The sequence below is a fragment of the Allobosea sp. GW821-FHT09G06 genome, from assembly GCF_059416005.1.
This window is the reverse complement of the sequence record NZ_JBWKOI010000008.1, coordinates 75,388-90,368: the sequence shown is the minus strand read 5'-3', so window position 1 is coordinate 90,368 and position 14,981 is coordinate 75,388. Positions and strand designations below refer to the sequence as shown.

The 14,981-nt window shown below is 68.3% G+C and carries 14 protein-coding genes; 12 read left to right on the top strand and 2 right to left on the bottom strand.

Features of this window, described 5'->3' with window-relative positions:
* Positions 1 to 89: 89 nt before the first annotated feature.
* The 10 genes from AC07NY_RS25125 to AC07NY_RS25080 all read left to right on the top strand — a co-directional run bounded on the left by AC07NY_RS25125 (position 90) and on the right by AC07NY_RS25080 (position 10,718).
* A complete protein-coding gene (locus AC07NY_RS25125; protein WP_494586004.1) occupies positions 90 to 1,289 on the top strand; it encodes an MFS transporter in 1,200 nt (399 codons plus the stop codon).
* A 152-nt stretch (positions 1,290 to 1,441) separates the two neighbouring features.
* A complete protein-coding gene (locus AC07NY_RS25120; RefSeq protein WP_494586003.1) occupies positions 1,442 to 2,221 on the top strand; it encodes a GntR family transcriptional regulator in 780 nt (259 codons plus the stop codon).
* Complete coding sequence (locus AC07NY_RS25115) at positions 2,218 to 3,723, top strand: ABC transporter substrate-binding protein (protein WP_494586002.1); 1,506 nt, start codon at positions 2,218 to 2,220, stop codon at positions 3,721 to 3,723. Before AC07NY_RS25120 ends, AC07NY_RS25115 begins: the two co-directional genes overlap by 4 nt.
* 6 nt (positions 3,724 to 3,729) lie before the next feature.
* Positions 3,730 to 4,656 (top strand): ABC transporter permease, encoded by a 927-nt coding sequence (locus AC07NY_RS25110; protein WP_494586001.1) that lies wholly within the window; start codon positions 3,730 to 3,732, stop codon positions 4,654 to 4,656.
* On the top strand, positions 4,653 to 5,510 hold the full coding sequence (gene nikC / locus AC07NY_RS25105) for a nickel transporter permease (RefSeq protein ID WP_494586000.1): 858 nt from the start codon (positions 4,653 to 4,655) through the stop codon (positions 5,508 to 5,510). The genes AC07NY_RS25110 and nikC overlap by 4 nt, the downstream gene beginning before the upstream one ends.
* 12 nt (positions 5,511 to 5,522) lie before the next feature.
* Complete coding sequence (locus tag AC07NY_RS25100) at positions 5,523 to 6,308, top strand: SDR family NAD(P)-dependent oxidoreductase (protein WP_492287866.1); 786 nt, start codon at positions 5,523 to 5,525, stop codon at positions 6,306 to 6,308.
* 12 nt (positions 6,309 to 6,320) lie between these two features.
* On the top strand, positions 6,321 to 7,217 hold the full coding sequence (locus tag AC07NY_RS25095; RefSeq protein ID WP_494585999.1) for a polysaccharide deacetylase family protein: 897 nt from the start codon (positions 6,321 to 6,323) through the stop codon (positions 7,215 to 7,217).
* Positions 7,217 to 8,761 (top strand): gamma-glutamyltransferase family protein, encoded by a 1,545-nt coding sequence (locus AC07NY_RS25090; protein WP_494585998.1) that lies wholly within the window; start codon positions 7,217 to 7,219, stop codon positions 8,759 to 8,761. The genes AC07NY_RS25095 and AC07NY_RS25090 overlap by 1 nt, the downstream gene beginning before the upstream one ends.
* Positions 8,758 to 9,738 carry an ABC transporter ATP-binding protein gene (locus AC07NY_RS25085; protein WP_494585997.1) on the top strand — a complete coding sequence of 327 codons (981 nt, stop codon included), beginning with the start codon at positions 8,758 to 8,760 and terminating at the stop codon, positions 9,736 to 9,738. Before AC07NY_RS25090 ends, AC07NY_RS25085 begins: the two co-directional genes overlap by 4 nt.
* Complete coding sequence (locus AC07NY_RS25080) at positions 9,735 to 10,718, top strand: ABC transporter ATP-binding protein (protein WP_494585996.1); 984 nt, start codon at positions 9,735 to 9,737, stop codon at positions 10,716 to 10,718. Before AC07NY_RS25085 ends, AC07NY_RS25080 begins: the two co-directional genes overlap by 4 nt.
* On the opposite strand, the gene AC07NY_RS25075 is transcribed toward AC07NY_RS25080, so the two are convergent.
* Both AC07NY_RS25075 and AC07NY_RS25070 read right to left on the bottom strand, forming a co-directional pair.
* Complete coding sequence (locus tag AC07NY_RS25075) at positions 10,715 to 11,878, bottom strand: AGE family epimerase/isomerase (protein ID WP_494585995.1); 1,164 nt, start codon at positions 11,876 to 11,878, stop codon at positions 10,715 to 10,717. The two genes, AC07NY_RS25080 and AC07NY_RS25075, sit on opposite strands and share 4 nt — an antisense overlap.
* Before the next feature lie 119 nt (positions 11,879 to 11,997).
* Positions 11,998 to 12,459, bottom strand: coding sequence for an Lrp/AsnC family transcriptional regulator (locus tag AC07NY_RS25070; RefSeq protein WP_492287860.1), 462 nt, complete (start codon positions 12,457 to 12,459; stop codon positions 11,998 to 12,000).
* Between the two features lie 126 nt (positions 12,460 to 12,585).
* On the opposite strand from AC07NY_RS25070, the gene AC07NY_RS25065 reads away from it, so the two are divergent.
* Together AC07NY_RS25065 and AC07NY_RS25060 are read left to right on the top strand one after the other, a co-directional pair.
* The gene (locus AC07NY_RS25065; protein WP_494585994.1) at positions 12,586 to 13,743 is read left to right on the top strand and encodes a trans-sulfuration enzyme family protein; all 1,158 of its coding nucleotides are present in this window, start codon (positions 12,586 to 12,588) and stop codon (positions 13,741 to 13,743) included.
* A gap of 11 nt (positions 13,744 to 13,754) precedes the next feature.
* A complete protein-coding gene (locus AC07NY_RS25060; protein WP_494585993.1) occupies positions 13,755 to 14,663 on the top strand; it encodes a DMT family transporter in 909 nt (302 codons plus the stop codon).
* Positions 14,664 to 14,981: the final 318 nt, after the last annotated feature.

Below are 14,981 nucleotides of genomic sequence, written 5' to 3'. Positions count from 1 at the left end.
CCGATCTTTTTGGCCCGATTATGTCGAATAACGACCCGACAGGCTTAACGGGTCAAGCTAGGATCACGCATCATTGCTGTGAGACCCCCATGAGCCCCGAGACGCTGTCCAGGCGCACCCTGCTTTTCGTCAACGCGGCCCATGCGCTCGATCATTTCGTGCTGCTGATTTATCCGACGGCGGTCATTGCCATCGCCGCGCAGACGAACCTGAGCTACGCGGAGCTGATCGGCCTCGCGACCGGCGCCTTCGTCGCCTTCGGCCTGTGCTCGCTGCCGATGGGCTGGCTCTCGGACAAGTTCGGCCGGCGCAACATGCTCGCCGTGTTCTTCATCGGCTATGGCCTGTCCTGCCTCGGCGTCGCCAGCGCGGACCGGCCCGCCGCCTTCGCCGGCTGGCTGCTCGTGCTCGGCGTGGCCTCGGCAATCTATCATCCGGTCGGCTCGACCATGCTGGTCAGCCATGCCCGCCAGCTCGGCCGCGACCTCGGCGTCAACGCCGTCTGGGGCAATCTCGGCGCGGCCTCGGCGGCCGGCGTCACCGCGCTCATCGCCGCGAATTTCGGCTGGCGCTTCGCCTTCATCCTGCCGGGCCTCGTCTGCCTCGTTCTGGGGGCCGCCTTCATCGCGCTCGTGCCCGGCGACGGAAACCCGTCCGCCAACCGCTCCGGCAAGGCCGAGCTGATCCCCGTCAATCGGCCGAAGGCTCTGCTCGCCATCTTCGCCGTCGCGATCATCGCCGGCGGCATGACCTTCAACATCACCACCATCGCGCTGCCGAAGGTCATCGACGAGCGCCTAGGCCTCGACCTGCCGCTGGCGCTGATCGGCTCGCTGGCGACGCTCGTCTTCGTCTTCGGCGCCGCCACGCAATGGCTGATGGGCCGGCTGGTCGATCGCTACACGCTGCCGGCCCTGTTCGTCGGGCTGGCGCTGTTCCAGCCGCTGGGCCTCGCGCTCGCGGCGACGACCTCCGGCGTGCCGCTGCTGATCGGCCTCGTCATGACCATGGCCGCGATCTACGGGCAGGTCGTCGTCAACGACGCGATGGTCGCCCGCTACGTGCCGGCGCAGCACCGCGCCAAGGCCTTCAGCGTGCGCTATTTCCTCGGCTTCACCGTCAGCGGCTTCGTCGTGCCGATGCTGGCCGTGCTTCATGCGCAGGGTGGCTTCGGGCTGGTTCTGGCCGGCGCCACCGTCTTCGGCCTGATCGTCTGGTGCGCGTCGCTGGCGTTCTTCTTCCTGGCGCAGGCCGCGCCCGCGGCGAGCACCATCACAGCCGAGCAATAGGCCCCCGGCAGCGCAAGCTGCCGGCCCATCGTTCAAACAGGATCGCCCCCATAGCCCCGTCATGCACGGTGGGGTGCAACTGCGCTTGATCATGCGCTTCTGACATCTCACAAAACGATTGTCAGATCTTAAAAACTGAGCCAGCATGGCTCATGCTTGATCAATCGCCCTTCTCGCTTCCCAAGCCGCCAGCGGCCGAGAGCGACATCGCCTTCGCGAGCCGGCGCCTGCGGCAGGCGCTCGTCCGCTGCGAGCTCGCGCCCGGCACCTATGTCCATGAGGGTGATCTCGCACAGCGTTTCGGGCTTGGACGCGCGGCTGTCCGTGTTGCGCTGACCGAGCTCGCGACAGCCGGCTTCGTCGCCCGGCATGCGCGGCAGGGCTGGCGCGTCGCGACGGTCGATGGCGCGCTGGCGAGCGCGATCGTCGAGGCGCGTTTGCGGATCGAGCCAGCCCTGGTCGAGAAGCCGCTCGATGAGCGCAGCACTGCCCTGCTCGGCAGCCTGCGCGGAGCGATCGACGCCGTCATAGGGCGGGACGACGCTTCCGCACGCACGATGGCGCAGCAGCTCTGCCGGCAGGCGCTCGATCTGCTCGCGCAAAGGACCGGCGGTTTCATCGCAATCTGGCTGCGCGATCTCTGGGATCACACCGAACGCCTGACGCGCTCGCTCGAAATGGCCGGCGCTGCGGCACCCGCGACCGATCCGCGCCCGTTGCTCGATGCGCTCCTGCGCGGCGACCGCGAAGCCGCGCTTCTGGCGCTCCAGGAGGAGCAGAAGCGCTTCACCGACGCGGTGGCGCACGGCTTTCTCGCGACCGCCCGCCTGCTTCCGCAGAACGAACCCGTTTCCGTGCGCAGCCGCCGGGCGCGCCGGAACACGAACGACCGCAAGCCTTCCACCGCCCTTTCCGAGGAGAAATCGCGATGAGCCGTGTTTCGAAAGCCGCAGCCGCCTTCCTCGTCGCCACCGCGCTCGGCCTCGCGGCCGGGCCGGCGCTCGCCGCCAAGGAGCGTTTCGTCGTCGACCTCGTCAACGAGCCGTCCTCGCTCGACCCGCAGGTGCAGTGGAACCCGGACAGCTACTATGTCTACCGCAACATCTTCGACAATCTCGTCACCCGCGACGACAAGGGCGCGATCGTCCCGCAGGTCGCGACCGCCTGGAAGCAGGTCTCGGATAACGAGATCGAATTCGACCTGCGCAGCGACATCGCCTTCCATGACGGCTCGAAGCTGACCGCCGACGATGTCGTCTTCAGTGTCAAGCGCATCACCGATCCGAAATTCGCCAGCCCCCAGCTCGGTCAGTTCGACAAGATCACCGAGGCGATCGCGCTGTCGCCGACCAAGGTGAAGCTCGTCACCGCCGGCCCCTACCCGGCGCTGCTGGCGCAGCTCGTCAAGCTCTCGATCGTCCCGAAGGCCGTGGTCGAGGCCGTCGGCAAGGATGCCTTCAACCTGAAGCCCGTCGGCAGCGGCCCGTACAGGTTCGAATCCTGGCAGCGCGGCGTGAACGTCCAGCTCACGCGCAACGACGCCTATTGGGGTACCAAGGCGCCCTTCCCGGTGGTGACCTTCCGCGCCGTGCCGGACGCGGCGACCCGCCTCGCCAATCTGCAAGCCGGCGCGAGCGACCTCGTCGTCACGCTCGATGCCGACCAGGCCGCCCAGCTCAAGTCCTCTCCCAAGGCCCAGGCCCTGATCGGCCTGACCGAGCGCGTCGCCTATGTCCGGCTCAACACGACCAAGCCGCCTTTCGACAATCCCAAGCTCCGGCTGGCCGCGGCTTACGCGCTCGACAAGCAGGCCATGATCGACGGCCTGCTCGGTGGCCATGACAAGCCCGTGCCGGAACTGCTGACGCCGGCGATCTTCGGCTGGGTCGATGGCATCAAGGCGCCGGAGCACGACCTCGCCAAGGCGAAGGCGCTGATCGCTGAAGCCGGGCCGGCCGCGAAGGCCGAGATCGACCTCGCCACCGCGCCGGTCTTCGACCAGCGTATCGTCCAGGCGATCCAGCAGATGCTGACCGAAGCCGGCTTCAACGTGAAGATCGCGATGTCGGACATGGCGACCTATCTCAAGCGCGCCCAGGCCGGGCCGGAGGCGACCTCGCTGCTCAGCTTCGGCCGCTGGTCCTGCGCCTGCCAGGATGCGGACGGCGTGCTCTTCCCGCTGCTGCACAAGAGCAGCGGCTGGTCGGCCTATCGCAACCCGAAGATGGACGCCCTGCTGGAAGAGGCGCGCGCGACGCTCGACACCGGCAAGCGCCTCGCCGCCTACAAGCAGGTGCATGAGATCGTCGCCGCCGACGTGCCGGTCGTGCCGCTCTACCAGGCCGTGGTGATCTATGGCGCGGCCAAGAGCCTGACCTTCCAGCCGACGCCGAACGAAAGCCTGTTCATCAACCGGATGAGCTGGAAGGACTGAGCCGCGGTGCCGGGTTTCCTGCTCCGCCGGCTGGGCCAAGCGCTCGTCACCATCCTCGGGGTGGTGACGCTGATCTTCTTCGTCCAGCGCCTGACGGGAGACCCGACCTACCTGCTCGTGCCGGAGACGGCGACGCAGGCCGATATCGCGGCGCTGCGCCACCAGCTCGGCTTCGACCGGCCGCTCGTCGTGCAGTATCTCGACTTCCTCGGCGAGCTCGTGCGCTTCGATCTCGGGCAATCGGTGGTGCAGCGGGTACCGGTGACGACGATCATCGCCTCGCGTCTCCCCTATACGCTGATGCTGGCGACCGGCGCGCTCCTCGTCGCCTGCGGCATCGGGGTGCCGATCGGCATCCTGCTCGCGATCTTCCGCAACTCGGCCGCGGCGAAGGCCGCCGCCGGCTTCGTCCTCGCCGCTCAGAGCATGCCGACCTTCTGGAGCGGCATCCTGATGATCCTGGTGTTCTCGGTGCTGCTCGGCTGGCTGCCACCCTCCTCCACCGGCGACCTCTCGAATCTCGTCATGCCATCCTTCGCGCTCGGCCTGCTGAGCATGGCGACCTTCGCGCGGATCACGCGCTCGGCCCTGCTCGACGAACTCTCGAAAGACTATGTCCGCACGGCCCGCTCGCGCGGCGTCCGTAGCGGGCGGCTGCTCGTCCGCCATCTCGCGCGCAACGCCTCGATCCCGGTGATCACGGTCGCCGCGCTCGAAATCTCCAACCTGCTGGCCGGCGCCGTCATCGTCGAGACGGTCTTCGCCTGGCCCGGCCTCGGACAGGTGACGGTCCAGGCGATCCTGGCGCGCGACTTCATGATCGTGCAGGGCGTGGTGCTGCTCGGCGCCTTCGTCACCGTGCTGCTCAACCTGCTCTCGGACCTGCTCTACAGCCTGGTCGATCCGCGCATCGTGCTGGAGGGGGCGCGGTGAGCGTCGCAGCCGCAAGCCCGATGCCGCGCGCCAAGCGCCGTGGCCTGTGGCGCTGGTGGCCGGTCGGCATCATCGCGCTCGTCGTGCTGGTCGCGATTTTCGCTCCCTGGCTCGCGCCCTATGATCCCAACCAGCAGAACCTGCTCGGCCGATTGAAGCCGCCCGGCACCGTCTCGCGCAGCTTCCATTATTGGCTCGGCAGCGACGAGCTCGGCCGCGACCTGCTCAGCCGCGTCATCCATGGCGCGCGCATTTCGTTGATCGTCGCTTTCGCCTCGGTCGTCCTCTCCGGCGTGGTCGGGACGACGCTCGGCATGATCGCCGGCTACCGGCGCGGCTGGGTCGAGATCGCGGTGATGCGCGTCGTCGACGTCTTCCTGTCGATCCCGGCGATCCTGCTCGCGATCATCACCGTCGCGGTGCTCGGCCCCGGCATCGTCAACGTCATCATGGTGCTCGCGCTCACCCGCTGGCCGCGCTACGCCCGCATCGCCTACAGCCAGACGCTATCGGTCGCGAACATGCCCTATGTCCGGCTCTCGGCACTGATGGGGGCCGGCGCACCGCGCGTGCTGTTCCGCCATGTCCTGCCCAATATCGTCGGCGCGGTCAGCGTCGTGGCGACGCTCGAATTCGGGCTGATGATCCTGTTCGAGGCCGGCCTGTCCTTCCTCGGGCTCGGCGTCCAGCCGCCGACCGCGAGCTGGGGCGCGATGCTCTCGACCGGCCGGAACTATGTCGCGACCGCCTGGTGGGTCGCCACGCTCCCCGGCATCTGCCTGTTCGTGCTGGTGCTCGCCGTCAATCTCACCGGCGACGCCGTGCGCGACCGCCTCGATCCCCGCCATCGCTGAAGGACTAAGCCCATGTTCGAGGACATCAAGGGGAAGCGCGCCGTCGTCACCGGCGCCTGCGGCGTGATCGGCCGCTGGATCGCCGAGGTGCTGCACGAGGCCGGCGCCACGCTCTGCCTGACCGATGCGCGTAGCCAGGATCTGGAGACGCTGGCCAAGACGCTCGGCCTCTCCGGCGAGAGCTTCGTCATGCCGGCCGACCTGACCGACGAGGCCTCGATCACGGCGCTCGCCGCCGAGATCGGGAAGCGCTGGGGCGCCGCCGACATCCTCATCAACAATGCCGGCATCTATCCGAGCGCCTTCCTGCTGGACACGCCGACCGCCGAATTCGACCGCATCCTCGCGATCAACCTGCGGGCGCCGTTCATCCTGACCCGCGAGCTTGCGACGCAGATGGTGCGCAAGGGCGTGAAAGGCTCGATCATCAACATCTCCTCCGGCGCCTCGCGCAAGATGCGGCGCACGGCCTGCGTCTATTCGATGTCGAAGACCGCGCTCGACCGATTGACCAAGGGCTTCGGCGTCGAGCTCGCCGAATACGGCATCCGCTCCAACGCGCTGGAGCCGGGCTTCGCCGCCGGCAGCACGGTCAGCGCCCTCACCGATGCGCATATCCAGAACACGGTCGCGCAAATCCCGCTCGGCCGGGCGTCGTCCCGCGCGGATGTCGGCAACGCCCTGCTTTACCTCGCCAGCGACGCCTCGGCCTATGTCACCGGCGCGACGCTCACAGTCGATGGCGGCAACTCGATCGGCTCGCTCGCCGTCCATCAGGACAAGAAGCAGGCGCTCTGAGGAGGCAAGGACATGACCGCCCCCAACGCCGCCCGCCCGGCCTATGAATGGCCCCTGGGCAAGTCGAGCGCCTTCTGCTTCACCATCGATGTCGATGCGGAGAGCCCCTATCAGTGGAGCCTGCCGGAAAGCGCGCCGGTCGCGCTCGGACAGATCGAGCAGCGGCTGTTCGGTCCCCGCGTCGGCATCTGGCGCCTGCTCGACCTGCTGGATCGCTACGGTATCAAGGCGACGCTCTTCGTGCCGGGGCTGATCGCGAAGAACCATCCGGAGCTGTTGCCGGCCTTCGTCGCGCGCGGCCACGAGATCGGCCTGCACGGCTATTTCCACGAGCTCGCGACCGAGGCCGGGCCAGAGGAATTCGCCCGCGCGATGGACGAGTCGCTCGCGCTGTTCAAGAGCCAGGCCGGCGTCGTGCCCAAGGGCTTCCGCTCGCCAGCCTGGGAGATGACGCCCTTCATGCTTGAAGAGGTGAAGCGGCGCGGGCTCTACGATTCCTCGCTGATGGGCTTCGACCATCCCTACACTATCGACGGGGTGACGCAGGTTCCGGTGCTCTGGGCCGTCGACGACGCCGTCTATTTCCGCTTCACCGGCAGCGCGCAGGACCGCGCCCCACCCTCGGCCCAGAACGGCATTCTCGATGCCTGGCTCGACGAATGGGAGGTGCTGCATCGCGAGGGGCGGATGATGATGCTCACCGTCCATGACTGGATCTCCGGCCGGGCCGGGCGCGTCCGCATGCTGGAGAAGCTGCTCGACGTGGTGACGGCCTCGCCCGGCGTCTGGATCGCGACCGTGGGCGAGCTTGCGGAACATCATGCGGCGAGCGCCAATGCGCAGCGCTTCAGCGTCCCGATGCGGCTGCCACAGCCGAGCGCGCCCCTGCGCTTCCGGACCAAAGCCTGATGCAGACCTTCAGCATCCGCCGCCCTGCCGTCCGCTCCCCGCACGGGCTCGTCGCCGCGCAGAACCGCCACGCGGCCGAGGCCGGCGCCAACGTGCTCGCACGCGGCGGCAACGCGATGGATGCGGCGATCGTCACTGCGCTGGTGCTGAGCATCGTCGAGCCCTGGCTTTCGGGCGTGGGCGGCGGCGGCTTCCTGATCCATGCCGACGGCAAGACGGGAGCGCTCGACACACTCGATTTCAACGTGCGCTCGCCGCGCGGTCTCGATCCGGCGGATTATCCGCTGACCGACGCCGGTTCGGGCAACTGGTTCGCCTGGCCCGCCGTCGTCGGCGAGCGCAATGTCGCCGGCTACAGCGCGATCTGTGTGCCCGGCGCCATCGCCGGCTTTTCCGCCGCGCTGGAGCGCCATGGCACGATCTCCTGGAGCGAGGCGCTGCAGCCGGCGATCGAGCATGCCGAACGCGGGCTGGAAATCGACTGGTATGCGGCGCTGTGCATCGCGGTCGAGGTCGCCGGCCTGTCGCGTGACCCGGTGATTTCCGCACTCCTCCTGGATAACGGCCAGCCGCCCAAGGCGGGTGCCGACACCCGCCGCTTCAAGCCGATGACGGCCAAGGCCCAGCTCCTGAAGCGATTGGCAAAAGCGGGCGCCCGCGACTTCTACGAGGGCGAGACCGCACGCCTGATCGCGGATGATCTCGAAGTGGGCGGTTCGGCCATCCGCACTGAGGATCTCGCCGGCTATCAGGCGGTCTGGTCGCCGGCCCTGACCGGGCGCTATCGCGATCTCGACATCGCCGCCATTCCCGGCCTCAGCGGCGGTCCGACCTTCTTCGACGCGGCGCGACGGGTGGAAGCGTGCGGGCTCGGCCCCGACGCCTCACAGGCCGATGCTGCACTGACCTACGCCACCGCGATCCGCGAGGCTTACGCGGTGAGGTTGAACAGCATGGGCCATGCCGCGACGCCGCAAGCGGGTTGCACCTCGCATGTCAGCGTCGTCGACCGCGACGGCAACATGGTCTCGCTGACCAACACGCTGCTCTCGCGCTTCGGCGCGCGGGTGGCGCTGCCGCGCGCCGGCATCATCATGAATAACGGCATGATGTGGTTCGATCCGCGCCCCGGCCAGCCCAACAGCATCGCGGCCGGCGCCAAGCCGCTGGCGAACATGTGCCCGCTGGTGCTGAGCCGCGACGGCAAGCCCTGGCTCGCGATCGGCGCCGCCGGCGGCCGCACGATCTTCCCGACGCTCTTGCAGATGATCTCCGGCATGGCCGATTTCGGCCTTTCGCTCGAAGATGTCTTCCACCGGCCGCGCATCGACGCCTCCACGCCGCGCATCAAGGTCGATGCGCGGGCCGAGCCGGACGTGGCGGCGCGGATCGCCGGCGCCTTTCCGGTCGAGATCGTCGAGGACACGCTCTACCCCGTGAATTTCTCGGTTCCCTCGGCGGTGATGCGGGCGAAGGATGGCGGCTTCCTCGGCATGGCACACCCGACCAGCCCCTGGGCCGCGGTCGCGGCAGCCTCGGTATGAGCGAGCACGCCAACCCGATGCTGGCGATCGAAGGCCTCGCTATCGAGATCGAGGGCAACCGCATCGTCGATGGCGTCTCGCTTAGCGTCGAGACCGGCCGCATCCTCGCGATCGTCGGCGAATCCGGCTGCGGCAAGAGCCTGACGGCGCTGTCCGTGCTCGGCCTGCTGCCCGGCGCGGCGCGGGTTTCCGCCGGCTCGATCCGGCTCGGCGGGCGCGAGCTGACGGGGCTATCCGAGGCGGAGCTGTCGCAAGTGCGCGGCAACGACGCCGCGATCATCTTCCAGGAGCCGGTCGCCTCGCTGAACCCGCTGATGCGGGTCGGCGAGCAGGTCGAGGAAGCATTGCTCCTGCATCGCGGCCTGTCGCGCGCCGCCGCGCGCGAGGAAGCCATCGCGATCATGGCGCGCGTCGGCATTCCCGATCCGGCAGGGCGCGCCCGGCAATATCCGTTCGAACTCTCTGGCGGCATGTGCCAGCGCATCATGATCGCCTCAGCCCTGATCTGCCGCCCCTCGCTGCTGATCGCGGACGAGCCGACGACGGCGCTCGACGTCACCATCCAGGCGCAGATCCTCGACCTGATGCGCCGATTGCGTGACGGGGTCGGCAGCGCGGTCGTGCTGATCACCCATGACATGGGCGTCGTCGCCGATCTCGCCGATGATGTCTGCGTGATGTATGGCGGGCGGATCGTCGAGAGCGGCCCGGTCGACACCATCTTCGCCGCACCGAGCCACCCTTATACCCGCCTGCTGCTGGGCACGATCCCGAAGCTCGACGGCGCACGCAAGACGGTGCTGCGCACGATCGAGGGCATGGTGCCGCCGGCCGGCGCCTGGCCCGAGGGCTGCCGCTTCCGCACGCGCTGCCCACTCGCCGACGAGGCTTGCATCGAGGTTCCGCCCGCCGTCGCGGTCGGCGCCTCCCATCGTGCCGCCTGCTGGCATGTCGACCGGCTGGAGGCGATGGCATGAGCGAGCCGTTGCTAGAGGTCCGCGACCTCAAGGTGCATTTCCCGCTGCGCGGCGGCATCGGCACGCCCGGCGGCGTGGTCAAGGCGGTCGACGGCATCTCGCTCGACCTCCAGGCTGGACAGACGCTGGCGCTGGTCGGCGAATCCGGCTGCGGCAAGTCGACGACCGCCTATGCCGTGGTCGGGCTGGAGCGGGCGACGGCTGGCACGATCCGCTTCGACGGGCGCGACATCACCGCGCTCAAGCGGCGCGAGCGGGCCGCGCTGGCGCAGGATATCCAGATCGTCTTCCAGGACCCGTCCTCAGCGCTCGATCCGAAGATGACGATCGCCGACAGCATCGCTGAGCCGCTCGCCATCGCCGGGCGCAGCCGTGCCGACCGCAAGGCCCGCGTCGCCGGACTCTTGGATCGCGTCGGCCTGCCTGCCGCGCTGGCGGAGCGCCTGCCGAGCGCGCTGTCGGGCGGGCAGCGCCAGCGCGTCGTCATCGCGCGGGCGCTGGCTTTGTCACCACGCCTGCTCGTGCTCGACGAGCCGGTCTCGGCGCTCGATGTCTCGATCCGCTCGCAGGTGCTCAACCTGCTGCTCGAACTGCAGCGCGATCTCGGGCTGTCCTACCTCTTCATCTCGCATGACCTCTCGGTCGTCCGGCATATCGCCGACGAGGCGATGGTGCTCTATCTCGGCACGGTCGCCGAGCAGGGTCCGGTCGATGCGATCTTCGAGCGGCCGCAGCATCCCTATACCAAGGCGCTGCTCTCGGCGATCCCGCTGCCGGATCCGCGGGCCCAGCGCAACCGCGAGAAGATCATCCTGAGCGGCGACCTGCCGAGCCCGCTTTCGCCGCCGGTCGGCTGCCCCTTCGTGACGCGCTGCCCGGAGCGGATCGCAGTCTGTGCCGAGGAGCGCTTCCCGCTAGCGGCAGGCGAGACGGGAACCGAGGCGGCCTGCGTCCATGTCGGGCGGCAGGTGATCGGTTAGCCGCAGACGCGCTCCCATTCCGCGAGGGCGAGCAGGAGGTGGTAGAGCACCCGCACCGGGATAACGGTCTGTCTAGGTGTTCCGTGCTTCGCGAGCTGGTTGAACCAGAGGCCCGTCTCGGGCGCGACGAACCAGCGGAACAGGCTGGCGAGATGCCTGTCGAGACGCGCGGCCGCGTCGGCATCATCCAGGAATTCGATCCGGGCGAGGAAGGCCTTGATCGCCTCGGTCTGGGGCCAGAGCAGCTTGGTCGAGGCCGTGACATGGCCGGCGCGATCGAACACATCGAAGGCTGCGATCGGGCCCGTTAAACCGTCATCGAGGCCATGCCGGATCGCGAAGCCGTAGAGCCTCTCCGCCAGATCGCGCGCTTGGGTGTCCCCTGTCAGGCGCCAATGATGCAGCAGCAGCCAGGTCCATTCGAAGTGATGGCCGGGCTCGCAGACCAGGCCGGCCGCGTCGGGAGCCGGCTGCCAGTCATCGGTGAAATACTCGCCGAGCGTGCCGGTCTCCTTATCGACCAGATGCTCGCGCGCCAGCCGAACGATCGCATCGGCATGGTCGAGCCAGCGTTGTTCGCCGGTCGCCTCTGCCAGCGCGTGGAACGCTTCCAGCAGATGCATATGCGGGTTCTGCCGGCGCGGCAGCGTGCCCAGCGTATCCTCAGCGAAGCCGCCCTGCGGATGCGCCATCTCGCCTTCGATGAAGCCGATCACCTCGTCGGCGATCGCGAGCGCCTGATCGTCCCGCGTCGCGCGATAATACCAGGCCATTGCGAAGAGGACGAAGGCGAGGTCGTAGAGGTCGGTGCGGGCATCGACCGGCGTGCCGTCCTCACGGACGGAGTGCAGGAAGCGCCCCTGCCCGCCTTCCCGGCAGGCATCGCGCAGGAAGGCGAAGCCGTGATGGGCGGCGGCGAGCGCCTTTCCCTGCGGGTCGAGCAGATGGGCATGGCTGAAGACATAGATCAGCCGGGCCGTGACCAGCGTCGTTTTCACGGGGCCGGGCTCGCGATCCGGATCCGCCGGATCGAACATCTCGACGAAGCCGGCACGGCCGGGCCGGACAGCGCGATCGATCCAGGCCGGGATGAGGGTTTCCCGAAGCCACGCCTTCGACGGCAAGCCGATCGCGGTTTCCACGGCTTCTTCACGCTTCATCGGACGATATCCCCGGTGAGGAAACCACGTGCGAGGTGAGGTTCAGAGGAACCGCACCATCGCGAACACATCGGATCGATAACGGCTGGCCGGCCGGGCGCCAAGACAGGCGGCTCCGCTTATGTCGCGCCCCGGCCGACGACTTCGCGCATGGCGATATAGCTGTGGTATTCCGCGACATTCGGATCGTCGTGGAAGACCTCGCGGGTGAAAGCGGCATAGGCCGCCATGCTCTCGACTTGCAGGTGCAGCACGAAATCGGCGCTGCCGGTGACATAGGAAGCGTGCTTCACCTCCGGCCTAGCCTGGAGCTTGCGGGCGAAATCGCCATAGGTGCGCGAGCCCTGGATGATCGAGACGGTGACATGCACGGTCACCGGCACGCCCATGACTTCCGGGCTGACGACCGAAACATCGGCCGTGATGACCTTTTCCGCCCGCAGGCGCCTGAGCCGCCGCAACACTGCGCTCTGGGACAGGCCGACGCGTTCGGCCAGCACACGCGCCGGCGTCTGGTTATCGGCCTGCACCTCCCGCAGCAGGGCGTAATCGAACTTGTCGAGATCGACCGTTTTGGTCACCTGATATCCCATGATCGGCGAAATTCGTCATCTGATAGCAAAAATGGGCGACAATCGCCAAGCGCTTGCCGGCATGATCTGATCCAGATGCCGACCCTGTCGGCGGTGACGAAACGGGAACGGGTCATGACTGCGACGAAGTGGACCAAGAGAAGCCTTGCCGCGCAGGCCATGGGCAAGATCGACCCGACCACCCGGGGCGTGGTGCCACCGATCCATGTCTCGACGACCTATATCCGCGACGAGGATAACGGCTACTCGACCGGCTTCATCTATGGCCGGCCGGACAACGAGACGGTGCATGAGGCGCAGGCCGTGCTAGCCATGCTGGAGGAGGCCAAGGCCGGCGCGCTGCTGTTCGGCTCCGGCATGGCGGCGGCGACCGCCGTGTTCCAGGCGCTCTCGCCCGGCGACCATGTCGTCGCCTCCAAGGTGATGTACTGGGCTCTGCGCGCCTGGCTGCTCAACGAGGCGACGCGCTGGGGCATCAAGGTCGATTTCGTCGAGACCGACGATCTCGCCGCGCTGAAGGCGGCCGTGAAGCCGGGCGCGACCAAGCTCGTCTGGATCGAGACCCCCTCCAACCCGCTCTGGGCCATCACCGATATCGCAGCCGCCGCCGAGATCGCCCACAAGGCCGGCGCCAAGCTCGCGGTCGATTCGACCTGCGCGTCACCGGTCCACACCCGACCGCTGGCGCTCGGCGCCGATATCGTCATGCATGCCGCGACCAAGGTGCTGAACGGCCATTCCGACGTCGTCGCCGGTGCGCTCTGCGCCCGCGAGGACGATGAGTTCTGGAACCGGGTCAAGACGGTTCGCAAGGGCCAGGGCGGCATACTCGGCCCGTTCGAGGCCTATCTGCTGATGCGCGGCATGCGCACGCTCCATGTGCGGCAGGAGCGGCAGGCGGCCTCGGCGATGGCGCTGGCGCAGCGGCTCTCGGCGCATCCGCTGGTGGCCCGCGTGCTCTATCCCGGCCTGCCGCAGCATCCCGGCCACGACATCGCGGCGCGGCAGATGGAGAACGGCTTCGGCTTCATGCTGTCTGTGCAGGTGACCGGCGGCGAAGGTGCGGCGATTGCCACGGCGGCTCATGTCGAACTGTACAAGCGCGCCACCTCGCTCGGCGGCGTCGAAAGCCTGATCGAGCATCGCGCCTCGATCGAGGGCGCCGGTTCGCCCTGCCCGACCGATCTGCTGCGCCTCTCGACCGGCATCGAGGATATCGATGACCTCTATGCCGATCTCGACCAGGCCCTGAAGGCCGGGCATCGCGCGTAAGGCGCCATGCCATGACCCCGACAGGCTCCGCTTCCGTGCCGGCCAGCCAGACGGTCGGCAAGGTCCTGCTGCTGGCCACGGCCTTCGGCTGGGGCCTCAACTGGACGGTGCTGAAATTCGTCCTGCAGGACTGGCCCCCGCTCTTCGCGCGGGGGACGGCCGGCCTCATCGGCGCGCTCTGCCTCGCCCTGCTGGCAGTGGCTCGCGGCGATAGCCTTGCCGTGCCACGCGAAGCGCGCGCGCCTCTCGTGATTGCGGCCTCGATCAACGTCTTTGCCTGGATGGGCTTCACCGCGCTCGCGTTGAACTGGCTCAAGGTCTCGGAAGGGGCTCTGATCGCCTATTCGATGCCGATCTGGGCGATGTTGATGGCTTGGCCCTTGCTCGGCGCGCGGCCGACCCGGCGCAGCCTGGTGGCGCTGGGGCTCAGCATCACCGGCATGGTCGTTCTGATGGGCGGCCCCGACTTCACGGCGGCCAAGCTTCCCGGCGTGCTGTTCGCCTTCGCGGCGGCCGTGCTGTTCGCGCTTGGCACGGTCAAGGCGCGGAAGCCCCTCGCCATGCCGGGACCGGCCGTCGCGGCCTGGCAGGTCGCCCTCGGCTGCCTGCCGATGGTCGCACTTGGCCTCATGCTGGAGCGGCCGAACATCGCCGCGCTCTCGGCCCCGGGAGCGCTCGGACTGGCCTACATGGCCATCGGCCCGATGGCCCTTTGCTACCTAACTTGGTTCGGCGCGCTCAAGCGGCTGCCGACGGCGGTTGCCGCCACCAGCATGCTGATCGTCCCGGTCGTGGGAACGATCACCGCCGTGCCCTTGCTCGGCGAAACGCTTGGGCTGCGGGAGATGATCGCGATCGCGCTGACCATCGGCGGCGTCGCGCTGGCGTTGCGACCGGATCCTCCGCGCCGCCCAGCCTGAATCGCATCCGTCCCTGCTGAAGGCCTCATCGCCGAATATGACGGCCGCTACGGGTTCAACAGCCGGCCGGGCGGAGCACGCTCGGAAATCCTGCGCTATCCGGCCCAAGCCTTCGCTCCGCCGCTCGGGGATTTCCTGCTGCTGCGGCGTGGCGACGAGACGATCGCCGGTGGCGCCTTCATGAGCCATGACGACGAGACCGCCGAGCTGCCGATCCGTCGCTCTATCGCTCGCTGCCCTTCGAGAAGCATATCGGCGCGAAGGCCGGTATCGCCGCCAGCACGCCCGCCTATCCGCCGGCCGCCTCGCTGGAGGAAG